Origin of the sequence: Allobosea sp., from assembly GCF_051860145.1 — a bacterium.
Classification (GTDB): domain Bacteria; phylum Pseudomonadota; class Alphaproteobacteria; order Rhizobiales; family Beijerinckiaceae; genus Allobosea.
Genome location: NZ_JBHYEM010000020.1, coordinates 22959 through 41911, shown reverse-complemented (window position 1 = coordinate 41911; position 18953 = coordinate 22959). Strand labels below are relative to the sequence as shown.

Here is an 18953-nt window from a genome sequence, read left to right as displayed (position 1 = left end):
CCTCAGGCGGCAACCGCCCGCCGCCGCGACCGCCGCCATTGCAGCGCCCACATCAGCACCGGCCAGAGCAGCGCCGCGATCGTCATCGAGGACAGCACGATCGAGACCGGCCGGTTGAAGAAGGGCAGGACCGAGCCGTCGGACTTGATCAGCGAGGTGACGAAGCTCTGCTCCACCATTGTGCCCATGACGATGCCGAGCACCATCGCCGCGACCGGATAGCCGTTCTTCTCCATCACGAAGCCGAGCAGTCCGAAGGCGGCGACGCACCAGACCGCGAACAGGTTGTTGCCGGCCGTGGCGAAGGCGCCGACGGCGCAGAAGATCATGATCACCGGCATCACCGCCGAGCGCGGCGCGCCGACGACCCGGCTCGCCAGCCGGATCATGATGATGCCGAAGGGGATCATGATGATGTTGCCGAGCAGGAAGATGATGTAGAGCGCGTACATGCTCGACGCCTGCTCGGTGAACAGGGTCGGGCCGGGGTTGAGCCCCTTCATGTAGAGCACGCCGATCGCGATCGCGGTGATCGTGTCGCCGGGGATGCCGAAGAGCAGCGCCGGCACCCAGCCCGAGGCGAGCGAGGCGTTGTTGCTGGCGCCGGCCTCGATCAGGCCTTCCGGATGGCCGGTGCCGAACTTCTCCGGCGTCTTCGAGAAGCGCTTGGCCATGGCGTAGCTGACCCAGGCCGCCATGTCGGCGCCGGCGCCCGGCAGCACGCCGATGATGATGCCGACGATGTTCCCGCGCGCCTGCTGCTTCGGATATTTCTTGGTGAGCGCGATCTGGCCCTTGAGGATCGAGCCGAGGCGTCGGTGCTCCAGTTTCGGCGGCTCGCGCTCGGTCAGCGCCCGCATCACCTCCGCCAGCGCGAAGACGCCGACCAGCGCCGGGATCGGCTCGATGCCGCCGAGCAGGTCGGTCGAGCCGAAGGTGAAACGCGGCACGCCGCCGGGATTGTCGATGCCGATGCAGGTGATCAAGAGCCCGAGCAGCATCGCCGCGATCGCCTTGATCGGCGAGGAGCGCGCCACCAGCGTCGAGCACATCAGGCCGAGCATGGCGAGCCAGAAATTCTCGTAGGTCGAGAAGGACAGCGCGAACTCGGCGAGCAGCGGCGCGATCAGCATCAGCGAGAGCGTGCCGGCGATGCCGCCCAGCGCCGAGAACCACAGGCAGATGCCGAGCGCGGTCTCGGCCTGCCCCTTGCGCGTCATCGCATAGGCTTCGTCGGTATAGGCCGCCGAGGCCGGCGTGCCGGGGATGCGCAGCAGGCAGCCCGGAATGTCGCCCGAGAAGATCGCCATCGCCGAGGCGGTGATGATCGTCGCGATCGCCGCGATCGGCGAGAGGTAGAAGGTGATCGGCACGAGCAGCGCCGTCGCCATCGTCGCGGAGAGGCCGGGCAGCGCGCCGACCGTCAGCCCGTAGAAGGCCGAGGCGACGATGGCGATCATGACGTCGGTCTGGAAGACGAGCCCGAAGGCCTGGATGACGGTGTTCATCGGCTCACCACGGGAAGGGCAGCAGGCCGCCCGGCAGCGGCACCCGCAGCAGCTTGAGGAAGATCAAGTTGATCACGAAGGGCGCGATCAGCGCGAGCGGCACGGCCAGCTTGAGCTTGGCGCCGAAGGCGAGGCTCGCGGTCAGGACCATGATCATCGTGGTCGGCAGGAAGCCGAGCGTCTCCGACGCGAGGGCATAGAAGCCAAGCAGCGCCGGCGGCAGCAGGGCGAGCCAGGCCCGCCAGGCCGGCAGCGGCGCGAGCGCCTCCGGCTCGATGTGACTGGCGACATCGGCCTCGGCCACCTCCTCGAAATGCCGGCCGATGCCGAAGATGACGAGCGAGCCGCAGAGCACCAGCCCCGCCCCCACCACCATCGGAAAGGCGGAGGGGCCGACCTGCTGCCCCGGGACGGGCGGAAGTTTCGATCCGTAGAGAAACGCCGCGGCGCCGAGCGCGGCCAAGGTGCCGCCGGTGATCTTGTCGGAGAGGAGCATTGCTTGTCGATCCGTGGGCCGAAGGCGGCGCCGGCCTCGCGGCCGGTGCCGAAACAGGTGCTGCGGCCATTGCGCAGGCATGGCAGGACAGGCGGAGGAGGTATCCCCTCCGCCCTGCAGCGAAGCGATCAGGCCTTGGCGAGCCCTGCCGCCTTCATCGCGGCGGCCATGGCCTTGTCGCCCTCTTCCATGAACTTGCCGAAGGCGGCCGGGTCCGCGAACTTCATCCCGAAGCCGCGGGAATTCATGAAGTCCTTGTATTCCTTGGAATCGTAGACCTTCTTCAGCGAAGCGGCGAGCTTGGCCTGGAGATCGGCGGGCAGGCCCTTGGGCCCGGCGATACCGCGCCAGGCGCCGACCGAATAGTTGATCCCCAGCGTCTCGTTCAGGGTCGGCACGTCCTTGAACTGCGGGTTGCGTTCGGTCGCCATGATCGCCAGCGACTTCGCCTTGCCGGCGTCGATCATGGCGCGCGCCTCCGGCACCGAGCAGGTGACGATGTCGACGCCGCCGGCCGCCAGGTCCTGCATGCCGGGCGCTGCGCCGTTCGAAGGCACCCAGGCGACATGATCGGGCTTCAGCCCCATGGCGACCAGCCAGCCGACCAGCGCCAGATGCCAGATGCCGCCCTGCCCGGTTCCCGAGGCCTTGAGCTTGCCGGGGGCCGCCGCCTTGATCGCCTCGGCCAGCGCCTTGATGTCCTTGTGCGGGCTCGACGCGCTGACCTGCACGCCCGGGGGATCCTCGTTCAGCAGCGCCAGCGGCACGTAGCTCGCCGGGGTCAGCTCGGTCAGACCCTGATGGTGCATCATCGAGATCTCGACCGTGAGCATGCCGATATTGTAGCCGTCGGGCGCCGCGGTCGCGATCGCCGAGTGGCCGACGACGCCCGAGCCGCCCGTCCGGTTCACCACATTGACCGGCTGGCCGAGGTCCTTTTCGAGGAGCGAGGCGACGATGCGCGCCGTCGCATCCGTGCCGCCGCCTGCGCCCCACGGGCAGATCATCGTCAGGGGCCGGGTCGGCCACTGCGCCTGGGCGATCGCGGGCTTTGCGATCAATCCGGCCGCGCCTGCGGCGGCCGCGCCCTTCAGAATATTACGTCTGCTGATGAAATCGGTCATTGCTGCGTTCCCTCCGTTTAATCGATTTAGCAGCGGGAGCTTCTCCGTCTACGCGGGGCGCCCTTGTCGGTCCGGCGCTATCTGAGCCGATTGTCGGCGAGGAGACAACACCTCTTTGTATGCAAGGTCACAGCCCGCAGGCGATCGGCAGAACGCTCTTGGCGACCTTCTCGACCACGGCTCCGGTGCTGAGCTGTTCCGCGGACGAATCGGCGGCGGGCGTCACATTCGCCTTGCCGAGCATGGCCTTGATCGCGGCCGGCCCCGCCGTCGCATAGGCACGCTGCGGCGCGACCCCGGCGATCAGGACCTTGTCGGCTGGGTTGGCCGTGACCAGGCCGGCGAGCCGGCCCTGCCGATCGAAGACCGGGCTGCCGGCCTGCCCGGGCTGGAGTGGCGCGAAGACCGCGTCGCCAGTGCCGATGCGCAGGGCCTGGCCCGGCAGCGCCATCGCCGCCCGCGCCCCGCCGGTATCGCCATAAGCCACCAGCACCACGCTCTCACCCGCGCCCGGCGCATCGCTCCTCAGGCTCGGCGTCCCGCCTGCCGGAGCGCCCTCGACGTCGAGCAAGGCGAGGCCACTGGCATCGTCCTTGAGGCGCAGCGTCGCCGCCCGGCCCGAGACCTTCAGCCATTTGCACGGGTCGATCGCCGCCGCTGCCGTCAGCACGAGCCGGCCGGAGACCGCAAGCCCGACGCCATAACGTTCCGTCGGCCGCACGACCGGTGGCGGGGCGGCCGCAGCCGGCGTCGCGGCGCTCGCGACCGCAGTGCCCGCCGGCGCAGGCCCGCTCGGGAACGGCTCGAAACTGGCGGCGATGGCGATGACGAGCTTGTCGACGCTCGGGGCCAGCGCCTTGTCATAGCCGATCGAGAAGCCGCGCAGGCCACCGGGACCCGCGGAGAGGCGCCGGTAGAACCGGCCGGTCGGCGTTTCGCCGGTGACGACGAAGAAATCCGGCCGCAGCAGCTTGTAGGTGATCTTGCGGCCGGCAACCGTGGCGCTGGTCGCCCGCTCGAACAGGCCCTCCAGCGTATCGCCGCCCGAGCTCGTGCTGGTGTCGAGCGTCACCCGCCCGTCCTCGCTCTGCCAGCGGCCGCCCGAAGGCGCCGCGTCCCGGCGCGGCAGCAGCCGCGTCGGGATGCCGATGCGGACCCCAGTGCGCTCGTCGGTCACGATCCGGAAGCCCGCCGCCTCGCGCGCCGCGGCCGCCCGCTGCGCCAGGGCGCGGCGCTCGGTCGGCGCCAGGATTCCGTCCGGCGCGCCGCGCGACCCGACCTTGACGCCGTTGATGGCGCGGAAGGTCAGCGGGCCGAAGGAACCGCTGACCGCGCCGTTGAAGAGCCCCGCCCAGATCAGGTCGGTCTGGATCGCCTTGCGCTCGGCCTCGGGCAGGGCCTCGAACGCCGTCTGCGCCGCGACCATTTGCGGGCTCGGGGCAGGCTGGGCCAGCGCGAAACCCGGGGCGAGCAGCAGCCCCGCCACCGGCCCGGCAAGGAGCAGTCTTCTTGCCTTGCGCGAAAAGCCCGATCCCGCCGCCATGATACGTCCCCCTGAAACCAGCCGCATTGAAGCGTCATTGCCGACACCTCCGCAACTGGCCTCGTCAGGAAAGCATGTCGCGCACGAGCGGCATGACGCGCCGCCCGTAGAGCTCGATGCAGGCCATGAGCTTTTCATGCGCGAGGGGCCCGGCGCTGTATTTCATCTGGAAACGCGCGGCATCGAGGGCCTTCACCGTCGCGGCGATCTTGCGCGCGACAGTCTCGACCGAGCCGACATAGAGCGAGCCGGATTCGATCTCCTGGTCGAACTCGGCGCGGTTCATCGGCGGCCAGCCGCGCTCGCCGCCGATCCGGTCGCGCATCCGCTTGTAGTCGGCGAAGAACTCCTCGCGCGCCTGCTCGTCGCTCTGCGCCACATAGCCCGGCGAATGCACGCCGATCGGTGGCACGGGCTTGCCCGTCTGCGCGAAGGCGCGGTGATAGAGATCGACATAGGGCCGGAAACGCTTCGGGTCGCCGCCGATGATCGCGAGCATCAGCGGCAGGCCGTAGCGGGCCGCGCGAATGACCGATTCAGGGCTGCCGCCGACGCCGATCCAGGTCTTCAGCGTCCCGGCCTCCAGCGTCGGGAAGACGCGCTGGTCTTTGAGCGGCGGCCGTGTCGTGCCCGACCAGGTGACCGTCTCCCGGCTGATCAGCGCCGCAAAGATCTCGAGCTTTTCCTCGAACAGGGTCTCGTAGTCGCGCAGCTCATAGCCGAAGAGCGGGAAGGACTCGGTGAAGGAGCCGCGACCCAGGATGACCTCGGCCCGTCCGCCCGACGCCGCATCCAGCGTCGAGAAGCGCTGGAACACCCGGATCGGATCGTCCGAGCTCAGCACCGTGACGGCCGAGCCGAGGCGGATTCTCTCCGTCCGCCCGGCAATCGCCGCAAGCACGACCTCCGGCGACGAGATCGCGAAATCGGCGCGGTGATGCTCGCCGACGCCGAAGAAATCGACCCCCGCCTGATCGGCCAGCACGGCCTCGTCGATGAGGTTGCGGATGACCTGGGCCTGCGGCAGCGGCTGGCCGTCCGGCCCGGCGGTGACGTCGCCAAAGGTGTCCAGGCCCAGTTCAAGGGGCAGTGTCATGCATCTGTCCGTTCGCGTTGCTATTGTCGGAGGGGTCGTGCCGAGGACTGCCCGGCGGAATGCCTGCGCACCATCTGATGAGCGGAACTCCGGCTTTCAAGGAGCCTGCATGCGCCCGGCCGCGAGCCGCACAGCCTCGGTGGAGCCGCCGCGATGCGCTTTCACGTTGCACCGGCGAACACGGGTGATAGCCTTCGCGAAGACCGGCCTGATCGACCGAAGGGGGAACCACCATGACCTTGCTCGCACGGCTTGCCCTCCTTCTCGGTCTTGTCCTCGCCGCGACGCCCGCCCTCGCCCAGAAGGCCTATATCCGCAACGACCTCCTCGCCGACGGTCAGCGGCTCGAGGAGCGGCTGAAGCGCGATGTCTCGGCCAGTTCCCGCCCGGCTGCGGCCTCCCTGCGTGACGGCGAGGCGGCGCTCGCGCGCGGCGACGCCCGCGCCGCCCTGCCCCAGGCCAATGCCGCCGTCGTCGCCGATCCCGCGAATTCCGCCGGCTGGCGGCTGATGGCGCGCGCCGCCAACGCGATCGAGCCGCGCGACTATCGCGAGCGCTGGGACCTGCGCGAGCGGGCGATCAGCGCCGCCTATCTCGCCTATCAGCGCGCGACGTCGCGCAATGACGAAGCGGCCTCGCTCGCAGTCCTCGCCCGCACCTTCGAGCGGAACGAGCTCTGGCGCCCGGCGCTGACCACCTACCGGCTCAGCCTCGATCTCCAGGACAATGCCTCGCTTCGCACCTCCTATGAGAGCTTGCGCGAGAAGCGCGGTTTCCGCCTCGTCTCCAATAAGGTCGATGCCGATGCCGCGAGCCCCCGCGCCTGTTTCGTCTTCTCCGAGCCGCTCGCGCGCGGCCGCGTCGATTTCGCGCCCTATGTCGCGATCTCGGGCGGCAGGGGTGATTTCGCCGTCAGCGCCGAGGACCGCCAGATCTGCGTCGACGGCCTGCGCCATGGCGAGCGCTACGCCTTCGTCATCCGCCAGGGCGTGCCTTCGGCGCTACCCGACGAGAGCCTGCTGAAATCGGCCGATTACGAGATCTATGTCCGCGACCGCACGCCGTCGGTGCGCTTCACCGGCAAGAACTACGTGCTGCCGCGCACCGGCCAGCAGGGCGTGCCCGTCGTCTCGGTCAATGCTGACAAGCTCGATCTCGAGGTCATGCGCATCGGCGACCGCAACCTGATCAACTCGGTCCATTCCGACGACTTCCTCAGCCAGCTCGGCAGCTACAGCGCGGGCCAGATCGCCGCCGACAAGGGCCAGCGCGTCTGGACCGGCGCGATGGATGTGAAGTCCGAGCTCAACAAGGACGTCATCACCGCCTTCCCGGTGCTGGAGGCCGTCGGCGGCCTGCAGCCCGGCGTCTACGTGATGTTCGCCAAGCCCTCGGGCGGCCCGGCGACCCAGGCCTCCACGGATGGCGACGGCGACAGCTATGACGACGGCACGACCCGCGCGACACAATGGTTCGTCGTCTCCGATCTCGGCCTGACCTCCTTCTCCGGCCCGGACGGCGTGCATGTGCTGGTCCGCTCGCTCGCCGATGCGGCGCCGGTCGCCAATGCGGAACTCCGCCTGATTGCCCGCAACAACGAGGTTCTCGCCACCGCCCGCAGCGACGCCAAGGGCTATGCCCGCTTCGATGCCGGTCTCGCCAAGGGTCAGGGCGGCAATGCGCCCGGCCTCGTCACGGTGCTGCTCGGCGAGGATTACGGCTTCCTCGACCTGAAGCAGACCGCCTTCGATCTCTCCGACCGCGGTGTGAAGGGCCGCGTCGCCCCGGCCGGGCTCGACGCCTATCTCTACACCGAGCGCGGCGTCTACCGCTCCGGCGAGACTGTCTATCTCACCAGCCTGCTGCGCGATTCCGCCGGCGCGGCCGTCGCCGGCCTGCCGCTGACCCTGGTCGTCAAGCGTCCCGACGGCGTCGAGTATCGCCGTCGCCAGGTCGAGGACCAGGGCGCCGGCGGACGCGCCCATTCCATCCCGCTGATCGCCGGCGCCCAGACCGGAACCTGGCGCGTCCAGGCCTATGCCGATCCGAAGGGCGCCGCCATCGGCGAGGTCTCCTTCCTGGTCGAGGACTATGTGCCCGAGCGCCTCGAGCTGACGCTGGCGCCGAAATCGCCCGTGCTCCAGGCCGGCGAGCCGGCCGAGATCGATGTCGATGCGCGCTATCTCTATGGCGCGCCGGGTTCCGAGCTCGAGGTCAACGGCTCGACCACGATCCGCGCCGCCGCGAAATCCGCCATTCCCGGCTTCGCCGATTATCAGGTCGGCCTCACCGACGAGGCCTTCGAGGCCATCCAGGCCGATCTCGAGGAAAGCGCCACCACCGACACGGCCGGCAAGGCCGCGATCTCGGCCGCGATCCAGCAGCCCGAGACCAACCGCCCGCTCGAGGTCGAGATCACCTTGCGCGTCGGCGAGGCGGGCGGGCGCGCCATCGCCCGGTCGGTGACCTTGCCGATCGTGCCGAAGGGCGCCGCCATCGGCGTGAAGCCGCTGTTCAAGGACGGCGAGCTCGGCAATGGCCAGACCGCGAGTTTCGACGTGATCATGGCCAATGGCGACGGCCGCCGTCTCGCCAAACCGGGCGTGAAATGGACGCTCTCCAAGGTCACGCGCAACTATCAGTGGTTCTTCCAGGACGGCCGTTGGAACTACGAGGGCGTCAAGACCACGCGCCGTGTCGCCGATGGCGAGATCGCCGTCACTGAGGCGGCCGCCGCCCGTGTCGCCGCCCCGGTGCAATGGGGCAATTACCGGCTCGATGTCGTCTCCGACGGCGCGGATGCGACCGAGTCCAGCGTCTCCTTCAGCGTCGGCTACGAGAGCGACAAGACCGCCGACACGCCGGACGTGCTCGACGTCGCCCTCGACAAGCCGTCTTACGCCATCGGCGAGACCATGCAGGTCAGGCTCTCGCCGCGCTTCGCCGGCAAGGCGACGCTTGCGATCGTCGGCGACAAGCTGAACGAGATCCAGACCATCGACATCGCGCCGGGCGGCAGCACCGCCTCGATCCCGGTCAAGGCGGAATGGGGCGCCAGCGCCTATCTCGTCGCGCTCGCCCATCGCCCGATGGACGCCGCCGCGCAGCGCCTGCCCGGCCGCGCCATCGGCCTGTCCTGGTTCGCGATCGGCAAGGAGCAGCGCACGCTCCAGGTCGATCTCGGCGCGCCCAATCTGGTGCGGCCCCTCTCGACGCTGTCGCTGCCGGTCAAGGTCGCTGGCGCCCGCGCCGGCGAGGACGCCTTCATCACCGTCGCCGCGGTCGATGTCGGCATCCTCAACCTGACCCGTTTCGAGAGCCCGGACGCCAGCAGGTTCTTCTTCGGCCAGCGCCAGATCGGCCATGAGCTGCGCGATCTCTACGGATACCTGATCGACGGCATGCAGGGCGTGCGCGGCACCATCCGCTCCGGCGGCGACGCGGCACCCGCGCTCCAGGGCGAAGCGCCGACGCAGGAGCCGCTGGCGCGCTATTCCGGCGTGGTCAAGCTCGGCCCCGACGGCACGGCGAAGATCGATTTCGAGCTGCCGGCCTTCAATGGCTCCGTCCGCGTCATGGCGGTCGCCTGGTCGCAAGGCCGCACCGGCCAGGCCAGCACCGATGTCATCGTCCGCGACCAGGTCGTCGCGCAAGCGACCTTGCCGCGCTTCCTGGCGATTGGCGACCAATCGCGCTTCCATCTCCAGATCGACAATGTCGAGGGCCCGCCCGGCGCCTATACCGTCGATCTCGACGTCAAGGGCCCGGTGCTAGTCGCGGCCGACGCGACTCGCCGCACCGTCCAGCTCACGACCGGCGCCAAGAGCCAGATGACGATCCCGGTCACCGCCGCAGGGCTCGGGCGCGCCGAGTTCGACGTCCGCATCAGCGGGCCTAACGGCATCGGCACGGTGCAGAACCTCGCCGTGCGGGTGCAGCCCTCGGCCAACACCATCGCGCGCCGCGTCGTCAGGCCGATCCCGGGCAATGGCGGCTCCGTCACCGTCTCGTCGGACCTGCTGGCCGATCTCGTGCCGCGTTCCGGCCAGGTCTCCGTCTCGGTCTCGCCGCTCGCCGCGCTGAACGTGCCCGCGATCCTGAAGGCGCTCGACCGCTACCCCTATGGCTGCACCGAGCAGACGGTCAGCCGCGCCCTGCCGCTGCTCCATGTCAACCGGCTGGCGAGCCTCGAGCATCTCGCGCTCGACACCAATGCCGACGAGCGCGTCACCGCCGCGATCGAGCGCGTGCTCGCCCGCCAGGGCGGCAACGGCTCCTTCGGCCTCTGGGGCGTCGGCGGCGACGATCTCTGGCTCGACGCCTTCGTCACCGACTTCCTGACGCGGGCCCGCGAGCGCCAGTTCGCCGTCCCGCAGATCGCCTTCAACCTGGCGCTCGACCGGCTGCGCAACCAGGTCGTCAACACCAGCGAGATCAACAGGGAGGAAGCGGCCGGCATCGCCTATGCGCTCTATGTCCTCGCCCGCAACGGCCGCCCGGTGATGGGCGACCTGCGCTACCTCGCCGACAACAAGCTCGCCGACTTCGCCTCGCCGCTGGCGCGTGCGCAGATCGGCGCGGCACTCGCTTTGCTCGGCGATCGCGGCCGCGGCCGCGCCGCCTTCACCAGCGCGCTTGCCGGCTTGCAGGATGCACGCGACGACGGGCTGTCGCGCCCCGATTACGGCTCGCGCCTGCGCGACGGCACGGCGGTCCTGACCCTGATCGCCGAGACCAATGGCGAGCGCGCCGATATCGCCCGCGCCTCCGCCATCGTCGACAACGCCCGCAACGCCGCCCGCTACACCTCGACCCAGGAGAACATGTGGATGGTGCTGGCGGCGCAGGCCATGGCCAAGGAGGCCGAGGGCATGGCGCTCACCATCGACGGCGCCGAGCGCAAGGGCGCCTTCTACCGCACGCTCTCGGAGGAGGCGCTGGAGGCGAAGCCCCTGGTGATCGCCAATCCCGGCGCCGCCTCGGCCCAGGCGGTGATCACCGTCTCCGGCATCCCGACGACGCCGGAGCCCGCCCTGAACCAGGGTTTTGCGCTGGAGCGGACCTATTACACGATGAAGGGCGAGAAGGCCGATCCGGCGCGCCTGCGCCAGAACGAGCGCTATGTCGTCGCCCTGACCGTCACCGAGCCCTCCGTCCGCTATGGCAGGCTGCTGCTGGTCGACCCCGTTCCGGCGGGGCTCGAGATCGAGAACGCCAACCTGACCGAGGGCGCCACTACCCAGGGCCTGACCTGGCTGAAGCAGGAGGTCACGCCAGTTCATACCGAAGCGCGCGACGACCGCTATGTCGCGGCCTTCGAGCGGGCCGGCTCCAGCAACCAGCCGCTCTCCTTCACCGTCGCCTATATCGCGCGGGCCGTCTCGCCCGGCCGCTATGTCGCGCCCGCGGCGGCGATCGAGGACATGTACCGGCCCGACCGCTTCGGCCGCACCGCCTTTGGCACGGTCGATATCGCCTCGGCGCGGTGAGCGGCAGGACCGTGGAAACGCCAACGGAACGGCGGGCCGCGACGGAACCCCCTCTCCCCTTGCGGGAGAGGGTTGGGGTGAGGGGTCGCGCCACCCTTGCCGGCCTGCTCCCTGCCGCGGTCTCTGTTCTCGGAAGCATCGCGCGACCCCTCATCCGTCTCCGCTCCGCGGAGCCACCTTCTCCCGCACCAAAGTCGGGTGTTCCCGACTTTGGCGTCGACATCTGCCCATCTCGGGCAAGCCCGAGATGGGTGGGAGAAGGGAAGCGCGCGCCTTTCCGCAAATGGGCGCTGCGTGGGGTGGGCGCCGCGACCCTCACGATCGCAGCGACGGCAGCCTCCCTCGCTTGGTACGCCTCCACCTTGCCCCCGCTCGATTTCACCGCCGCCCGCGACCGCTCGGCCGTGGTGCTCGATCGCGAGGACAGGCTGCTGCGGCCCTTCCTCACCGCCGACGGCCGCTGGAAGCTCCCGGTCGGTGTGGCCGATGTCGACCCGCGCTATCTCGCCATGCTGAAGGCCTTCGAGGACCGACGCTTCGACAGCCATTCCGGGCTCGACCCGGTCGCCCTGCTGCGCGCCGCCGGCCAGATGCTCCGGAACGGCCGCATCGTCTCCGGCGGCTCGACGCTGACCATGCAGGTCGCCCGCCTGCTCGAACCGCGCGAGGAGCGCTCGCTCGCCGCCAAGCTGCGCCAGGCCGTGCGCGCGGTCGAGCTCGAACGCCGGCTCAATAAGGATCAGATCCTCGACCTCTACCTGACGCTCGCCCCCTTCGGCGGCAATCTCGAAGGGGTCAGGGCCGCGAGCTTCGCCTATTTCGGCCGCGAGCCGAAACGCCTCTCGACCGCCGAGGCCGCGCTGCTCGTGGCGCTGCCGCAATCGCCCGAAACCCGCCGGCCGGACCGCTTTCCCGAAGCCGCCCGCAAGGCCCGCGAACGGGTGCTCGCCCGCGTCGAGGCGGCCGGCCTGGCGACGGCGGCAGAGGTCGCGCTTGCCCGGGACGAGCCCGTTCCCACCGCGCGAAAACCCTTTCCCAATCTGGCGCCGCATGTCGCCGAGCAGGTCGTGGCCGAGGCACCGGACGAGCGGCGCCAGCGCCTGACCATCGATGCCCGTCTGCAGGCCAATTTCGAGCAGCTCGCCCGCGAGCGCAGCCTCGGCCTCGCGCCCCAGGTCTCGATCGCGATCCTCGCCGTCGACAACGAGACCGGCGAGATCCGCGCCTCCGTCGGCGGCGTCGACTATTTCGCCGCCGAGCGCGCCGGCTCGCTCGATCTCACCCGCGCGCTGCGCTCGCCAGGCTCGGCGCTGAAACCGTTCATCTACGCGCTCGCCTTCGACAACGGCATCGCCCATCCCGAGACGATGCTGGAGGATCGGCCGGCCCGATACGGGCTCTATGTGCCGGAGAATTTCGATCTCGGCTTCCAGGGCATGATCAGCGCCCGCAAGGCCCTGCAGCTCTCGCTCAACGTCCCGACCATCGAATTGCTCTCGGCTTTGGGTCCGCAGCGCTTCCTTTCGCGGCTGCGCGATTCCGGCGCCGCCATCGCCATGCCGAAGGAGGGCGGCGCGCCTGGCCTCGCCGTCGGCCTCGGCGGGCTCGGCATCACGCTCTTCGACCTGACGCGGCTTTATGTCGGCCTCGCGCGCGGCGGCGAGATGCTGCCGCTGACGGTGAAGGCTGCGGCCCAGGCGAACGGCAACCCGCCCCGCCTCGTCGATCCCGTCGCCGCCTGGTATGTCGCCGACACGCTCCTCGGCGCGCCGCCGCCGCTCAACGCCGCGCCCGGCCGCATCGCCTACAAGACCGGCACCTCATACGGCTATCGCGACGCCTGGGCGGTCGGCTTCGACCGCAAGCACACGATCGGTGTCTGGGTCGGGCGCGCCGATAACGGCGCCGTGCCGGGCTTGGTCGGTCGCGTCGTCGCCGCCCCGATCCTGTTCGACGCCTTCTCCCGGCTGGGCCACGACCCACGACCCTTCCCGCAGCCACCCAACGCGATCGTCTCGACCACCTCGAACCTGCCGCCGCCCTTGCGCCATCTCAGGCAGGACGTGCCCAAGACGCTGGCCGCCCTGGCCAAGCCCGGCCTGAGCCTCGCCTTCCCGCCCGAGGGAGCGCGCATCGACCTCGCCGCCTCGGCGATCGATGGGCGGGCCCTGCTCAATCTCAAGGTCGCCGGCGGCGCGCCGCCCTATACCTGGCTGGTCGACGGCGCGCCCGTGACGCCGCCGACACGCAGGCGCGAGACGCAGTGGCGGCCGGACGGCAAGGGCTTCGTGCGGATCTCGGTGATCGACGGCTCCGGCGCGAGCGAAAGCGTCTCCGTCAGGCTGCAATAAGCCTCGCCGGCATCACTCGATCTTGACGCCGCTCGCCTTGATGATTGGCGCCCAGCGCTCGATCTCGGCCGCGACGAAGGCTTGCAGGCCGGCCGGCTCCTGCAGCTCGGCTGCCGGGATCTCGGCCCCGAGCTCGTTGAGCTTTGCCTTGACCGTTGCATCGGCGAGCGCCGCCTTGAGCGCCTGGTTGAGCTTCGCAACGACCGGCGCAGGCGTGTCCTTCGGCGCGAACATTGCGTTCCAGACCTCGACCTTGAAGCCCGGCACGCCGCCTTCCGCGCTGGTCGGAACGTCCGGCAGCGCCGCCGCCCGGCTGGTCGAGGCGACCGCCAGCGTCTTGATCGTGCCGCCGCGATGCTGCGGCGCGACGTTGACGGCCTGGTCGCAGAGATAATCGACCTGTCCGGCGACGAGATCGTTCATCGCCGGGCCGGTGCCACGATAGGGCACGCCGTTCGGCTTGGCCGCGACAACCGTGTTGAACAGCAGGCAGGTGGTATGGCTGACCGAGCCGATACCGGCATGGGCGTTGCTCGCCGTCTTTTCATTGGCTTTCAACCAGCTCACGAACTCCGACAAGGTGCTGCTCGGATGCGTCTTGCGCACGGTCAGGAAGATCGGATTGGTGTTGACCAGCCCGACAGGCGCGAAATCCTCAACCGGCCGGTATTTCAGGTTCGGGTTGAGCGAGACCGCCGCCGCATGCGTGCCGGTGTGGCCGATCAGGATGACATGCCCGTCCGGGGTCGAGCCCATCAGCCGCTGCCCGGCCAGCGTGCCGGCGGCGCCGACCGCGTTCTCGATGATCACCGGCTGGCCGAGGCTGCGGCTCATATGTTCGCCGACGAGGCGCCCGACGACATCGGTCGGGCCGCCTGCCGCGAAGGGGATCAGCATGGTGATCTGCTTACTCGGGAAGCCTTGCGCCCCGGCCGCGAGACCCCAGGGCATCATGCAGGCGGCGAGCACAGCCGCCTTGATCCAGAAACCGTTTCCCATCCTCATGCCGCTCCTCCACATTTCGCGGGCAGCGGCCTGATTTCTTGCTTTGGGTGGCGCCGCCGCCAGAACGGTTAGCGTCGGGCGGCGGCGAAAGCGAATAGACGAATCCGCTAAGGGCTATCCTGATATCCTCTACCCGGCGGCGGACGCGCCCTCACTCCGCCGGCTGCGCCTGCGCGGCCTCCGGCGCGCCATGCGCCTCTCGCTGCGCGCGCGAGAGGTAGCTGTAGGCGACGGGCACCACATAGAGCGTCAGCAAGGTGCCGAAGCTCATGCCGCCGACGATGACCCAGCCGATCTGCGAGCGGCTTTCGGCGCCGGCGCCATGGGCCAGCGCCAGCGGCACGGCGCCGAGCACCATCGCGCCCGTCGTCATCAGGATCGGCCGCAGCCGCAGCTCGGCCGCCTCGACCAGCGCCTCGACCATCTCCTTGCCCTCTTCACGCAGCTGGTTGGTGAATTCGAGGATCAGGATGCCGTGCTTGGTGATCAGGCCGACCAATGTGATCAGGCCGATCTGACTGTAGACGTTGAGGGTTCCGCCGGTGAAATACAGGGCGCCGAGCGCGCCCGTGATCGAAAGCGGCACCGAGACCATGATCACCACCGGGTCGACGAAGCTCTCGAACTGCGCCGCCAGCACCAGGTAGATGAAGCCGAGCGCCAGCAGGAAGACCAGCGCGATCGAGGAGCCGGCCTGCTTGAACTCGCGGCTCTGGCCGTTGTAGTCGACCTGGACCGTCCGCGGCAGCACCTTCGCCGCCGCCTGCTCCAGCACGGCGAGCCCGTCGCCGAGCGAATAGCCGGGCGCCGGCACGGCGGTAATCGTCGCCGAGCGCAGCTGGTTGAAGCGGATGAGCTCCTTCGGCGCGACGTTCTCCTCGACGGTGACGAGGCTGGAGAGCTGTACGACCGTGCCGTTGCGGCCCCTCAGATAGATCGACTGCAGGGCCTCCGGCGTGTTGCGGTCCTGGCTGGCGACCTGGAGCACGACGTCATATTGCTCGCCGTTCATGTTGAAGCGCGTGACCTGGCGCCCGCCGAGCAGCGTCTCCATCGTGCGCCCGATGATATCGACCCCGACGCCGAGATCGGCCGCGCGCTGACGATCGATCGTGACCTTGATCTGCGGCTTGTCGAGGATGAGGTTGGTCTCGAGATTGGTCAGCGCCGGCGAGTTCGAGGCCTCGGCGATCACGGCGTCGACATGTTCCTTGATCTCCGCATAGGAATCCGACGAGCGCAGCACGAATTCGACCGGCTTGCTGTTGGCGCCGCCGCCGCCGAGCGAGGGCGGATTGGTCGCGAACAGGCGGATGCCGGGAATCTGCGACAGGCCCTGATTGATCTCGGCGACGAGATCCTGCTGCTTGCGCGTGCGCTCCTCCCAGGGCTTCAGCCGGGCGAAGGCGATGGCGCGCGTCACGTCGGGAAAGCCGACGATGACCAGATAGGTCTCGACCTCTGGAATCTTCTTGAGATAGTCCTCGACCTGCCTGGCATAGTCGGCCGTGAAGCTGAGCGTAGCACCCTCGGGCGAGACGCCGATGCCGCTGATCGTGCCACGGTCCTCGACCGGCGCCAGCTCCGAGCGCAGGTTGGTGAAGAAGAAATAGCTGCCGCCGGCGACGCAGAGCGCCAGCAGCACGATGACCGGGCGCATCGACAACGCGGCGCGCAGCGAGCGGCGATATCCGCTCGCCATCGCCTCGAAGCCGCCTTCCAGCAGGTTGTAGAGGCGCCCATGCGACTGGTGCGGCTTCAGCAGCTTGGCGCACATCATCGGCGTCAAAGTCAGCGCGACGAAGCCCGAGACGAGCACGGCGCCGGCCAGCGTCAGGGCGAACTCGATGAAGAGCTTGCCCGTACGGCCGGTCGAGAACGCCATCGGCGCATAGACCGCGACGAGCGTCAGCGTCATCGCGACGACGGCGAAGGCGATCTCGTTGATGCCGCGCACCGCCGCCTTCTTCGGCTCCATGCCGTCCTCGACATGGCGGTGGACGTTCTCCAGCACGACGATGGCGTCGTCGACGACCAGGCCGATGGCGAGCACCATCGAGAGCAATGTCAGCGTGTTGACGGTGAAGCCGAGCGCATACATCAGCGCAAAGGACCCGATCAGCGAGACCGGGATCGTCACCAGCGGGATCAGCGTCGCGCGCAGCGAGCGCAGGAACAGGAAGATGATCAGCACGACGAGCACGACCGCCTCGCCGATCGTCGTGTAGACCGCCTGGATCGAGCGGTCGATGAAGATCGAGGTGTCGTAGGAGGTCGCGATCTGCATGCCGTCCGGCAGGTCGTCGGTGATCTCCGGCAGCGCGGCGCGGACGCCGGACGAGACGTCGAGCGGGTTCGCGGTCGCCTGCTTGACGATGCCGATCGTCACCGAGGGACGGCCGGCGAACCAGGCGGCGTTGCGCTCCTCGCGCGCGCCGAGCTCGACGCGCCCGACATCGCGCATCCGGACCTGGAAGCCGTTGACGTCCTTGATGGCGATCTGCTGGAACTGCTCGGGCGTGGACAGGCTGGTCTGCGAGAGAACCGTGAACTCGCGGTTGTTGCTCTCGATGCGGCCCGACGGGATCTCGACATTCTGCGCCGCCAGCGCCGCCTCGATCTCCTGGACGGTGACGTTATAGGCGGCCATGCGCGCGCGATCGAGCCAGATGCGCATCGCATATTGACGCTGCCCGAGGATGCGGACCTCGGCGACGCCGGTGATGTTCTGGACGCGGTCGGCGATGAAGCGGTCGGCGAAATCGGTCAGCTCCAGCGGGCCGTGCCGGGAGCTGGTCAGCGACAGATACATGATCGGCTGCGCGTCGGCCTCGACCTTGGCGATGACCGGCTCGTCGATCTCGTCCGGGATGCGGCCGCGCACGCGGCTGACGCGGTCGCGCACATCCGAGGCCGCGACATCGGGGTCGACATCCGGCCGGAATCGCACCGAGATGAAGCTGCGCTCCTGCCGGCTGGTCGAGGTGATCGTCTCGATGCCCTCGATGCCGGCGATGGAGTTCTCCAGGATCTGCGTGACCTGCGTCTCGATGATCTCGGCGCTGGCCCCGCGGTAATCCGTGCGGACCGAGACGATCGGCTCGTCGATATTCGGATATTCCCGGACGGTCAGGCGTCCGTAGGAGACGATGCCGATGAGGACGACGAGCAGGCTGAGGACGGTGGAAAGGACCGGGCGGCGAACGAAGAGCTCGAACAGGCTCATCGCGCTTCGCTCGTCTGCACGGGTTTCACTGAATCCTTGATGGCGACGACCGCCCCGTCACGCAGCCGCATCTGGCCGGTGGTGACGATCTGCATCGCGGGCTTGAGGCCCTTGGTGATCTCGACCTTGCCCGGCAGGCGCTTGCCGAGCTCGACCGGCATGCGCTTGGCCTTCCCGTCCTCGACGATGAAGACCATCTTGCCGGTGCCGTCGGGGACAACGGCCGTCTCCGGCACGATCATCGCGCCCTCGCGCTGGTCGACGATGATGCTGATGCGCGCGAACAGGCCGGGCTTCAGCACGAGGTCGCCATTCGGGATGCGCGCCCGCAGGCGGATGGCGCGGCCGTTGATGTCGACCACCGGATCGATCGCGAAGATCTCGCCGGTGAAGGCGCTGTCGGGCAGGGCATCGACCTTGACCTGGATGGTCTGGCCGACCTTGACACGCGTCAGGAAGATTTCCGGCACGCGGAAATCGACCTTGATCGGATCGATCGCGGTGAGCGTGATCAGCTCCTTGCCGACCGAGACATAGTCGCCGACGCCGACCGAACGCAGGCCGACCACGCCGTTGAAGGGGGATGCGATGGTGGCCAGCGCGCGCCGGGACGTCGCCAGCTGCACGCGCGCCTCGCTGGAAGCCAGTTGCGCCGTCGCCTGCTCGAGCGCGACCTGGGTGCCGGCGCCGCGGCTGACAAGCGAGCGGTTGCGGTCATAGGTGTCGCGGGCCAGCCGCAGATCGGCCTCGGCCTGCTTCAGCTCCGCGTCGAGAATGGCGGTGTCGAGCTTGACCAGCTCCTGGCCCTTGCTGACGCGATCGCCTTCCTTGAAGCCGAGCGCCACGACCCGGCCCGCGATCTCGGGCGCGATCACCACCGATTCATCGGCGGCGAGCGTGCCCAGCGCCTGAACCTCCTCGTCGACCGTGGCGATCTCAATCTTGCCGACCTCGACCGGCACGCCTGCCGCGCGCGGGTTCGCGACCGCGTGCGCCTGCGCAGGCTGCGCCCCGGCCTTGAAGCTGCGGTAGCCGTAATAGCCACCGCCGGCCAGACCGGCGATCAAGAGGAGAAGGACGAACCGCTTCATGTGACTGGACGCTCCCGTATCGTC

The 18953-nt window shown here is 69.1% G+C and carries 10 protein-coding genes; 2 read left to right on the top strand and 8 right to left on the bottom strand.

Annotated elements, in window-relative coordinates; genetic code table 11:
• Positions 1–2: 2 nt before the first annotated feature.
• The 5 genes from ACTIF2_RS23100 to ACTIF2_RS23080 form a co-directional block, all read right to left on the bottom strand.
• Complete coding sequence (locus ACTIF2_RS23100) at positions 3–1508, bottom strand: tripartite tricarboxylate transporter permease (RefSeq protein ID WP_439499473.1); 1506 nt, start codon at positions 1506–1508, stop codon at positions 3–5.
• Positions 1509–1512: 4 nt separating this feature from the next.
• Positions 1513–2004 (bottom strand): tripartite tricarboxylate transporter TctB family protein, encoded by a 492-nt coding sequence (locus tag ACTIF2_RS23095; protein WP_439499472.1) that lies wholly within the window; start codon positions 2002–2004, stop codon positions 1513–1515.
• Positions 2005–2132: 128 nt separating this feature from the next.
• Complete coding sequence (locus tag ACTIF2_RS23090) at positions 2133–3128, bottom strand: tripartite tricarboxylate transporter substrate binding protein (RefSeq protein WP_439499471.1); 996 nt, start codon at positions 3126–3128, stop codon at positions 2133–2135.
• A gap of 127 nt (positions 3129–3255) precedes the next feature.
• Positions 3256–4671 (bottom strand): S1 family peptidase, encoded by a 1416-nt coding sequence (locus tag ACTIF2_RS23085; protein ID WP_439499470.1) that lies wholly within the window; start codon positions 4669–4671, stop codon positions 3256–3258.
• A gap of 64 nt (positions 4672–4735) precedes the next feature.
• On the bottom strand, positions 4736–5767 hold the full coding sequence (locus ACTIF2_RS23080; protein ID WP_439499469.1) for an LLM class flavin-dependent oxidoreductase: 1032 nt from the start codon (positions 5765–5767) through the stop codon (positions 4736–4738).
• A gap of 233 nt (positions 5768–6000) precedes the next feature.
• Here ACTIF2_RS23080 and ACTIF2_RS23075 point away from each other — a divergent pair, with 233 nt between their 5' ends.
• Together ACTIF2_RS23075 and pbpC are read left to right on the top strand one after the other, a co-directional pair.
• Positions 6001–11256: an alpha-2-macroglobulin family protein gene (locus ACTIF2_RS23075; RefSeq protein ID WP_439499468.1), complete on the top strand. Its 5256-nt coding sequence runs from the start codon at positions 6001–6003 to the stop codon at positions 11254–11256.
• Positions 11257–11546: 290 nt separating this feature from the next.
• The gene (gene pbpC / locus ACTIF2_RS23070; protein WP_439499509.1) at positions 11547–13607 is read left to right on the top strand and encodes a penicillin-binding protein 1C; all 2061 of its coding nucleotides are present in this window, start codon (positions 11547–11549) and stop codon (positions 13605–13607) included.
• 12 nt (positions 13608–13619) lie between these two features.
• On the opposite strand, the gene ACTIF2_RS23065 is transcribed toward pbpC, so the two are convergent.
• The 3 genes from ACTIF2_RS23065 to ACTIF2_RS23055 form a co-directional block, all read right to left on the bottom strand.
• Positions 13620–14612 carry a tripartite tricarboxylate transporter substrate-binding protein gene (locus ACTIF2_RS23065; RefSeq protein WP_439499467.1) on the bottom strand — a complete coding sequence of 331 codons (993 nt, stop codon included), beginning with the start codon at positions 14610–14612 and terminating at the stop codon, positions 13620–13622.
• A gap of 151 nt (positions 14613–14763) precedes the next feature.
• Positions 14764–17838, bottom strand: a complete 3075-nt coding sequence (locus ACTIF2_RS23060) for an efflux RND transporter permease subunit (protein WP_439499466.1) — start codon at positions 17836–17838, stop codon at positions 14764–14766.
• The gene (locus ACTIF2_RS23055) at positions 17835–18929 is read right to left on the bottom strand and encodes an efflux RND transporter periplasmic adaptor subunit (RefSeq protein WP_439499465.1); all 1095 of its coding nucleotides are present in this window, start codon (positions 18927–18929) and stop codon (positions 17835–17837) included. The genes ACTIF2_RS23060 and ACTIF2_RS23055 overlap by 4 nt, the downstream gene beginning before the upstream one ends.
• Between the last annotated feature and the right edge of the window lie 24 nt (positions 18930–18953).

Coding starts and splice junctions, on each gene's coding strand:
- ACTIF2_RS23100 (WP_439499473.1), bottom strand. CDS start 1,508: ATGAACACCGTCATCCAGGCCTTCGGGCTCGTCTTCCAGACCGACGTC.
- ACTIF2_RS23095 (WP_439499472.1), bottom strand. CDS start 2,004: ATGCTCCTCTCCGACAAGATCACCGGCGGCACCTTGGCCGCGCTCGGC.
- ACTIF2_RS23090 (WP_439499471.1), bottom strand. CDS start 3,128: ATGACCGATTTCATCAGCAGACGTAATATTCTGAAGGGCGCGGCCGCC.
- ACTIF2_RS23085 (WP_439499470.1), bottom strand. CDS start 4,671: ATGGCGGCGGGATCGGGCTTTTCGCGCAAGGCAAGAAGACTGCTCCTT.
- ACTIF2_RS23080 (WP_439499469.1), bottom strand. CDS start 5,767: ATGACACTGCCCCTTGAACTGGGCCTGGACACCTTTGGCGACGTCACC.
- ACTIF2_RS23075 (WP_439499468.1), top strand. CDS start 6,001: ATGACCTTGCTCGCACGGCTTGCCCTCCTTCTCGGTCTTGTCCTCGCC.
- ACTIF2_RS23065 (WP_439499467.1), bottom strand. CDS start 14,612: ATGAGGATGGGAAACGGTTTCTGGATCAAGGCGGCTGTGCTCGCCGCC.
- ACTIF2_RS23060 (WP_439499466.1), bottom strand. CDS start 17,838: ATGAGCCTGTTCGAGCTCTTCGTTCGCCGCCCGGTCCTTTCCACCGTC.
- ACTIF2_RS23055 (WP_439499465.1), bottom strand. CDS start 18,929: ATGAAGCGGTTCGTCCTTCTCCTCTTGATCGCCGGTCTGGCCGGCGGT.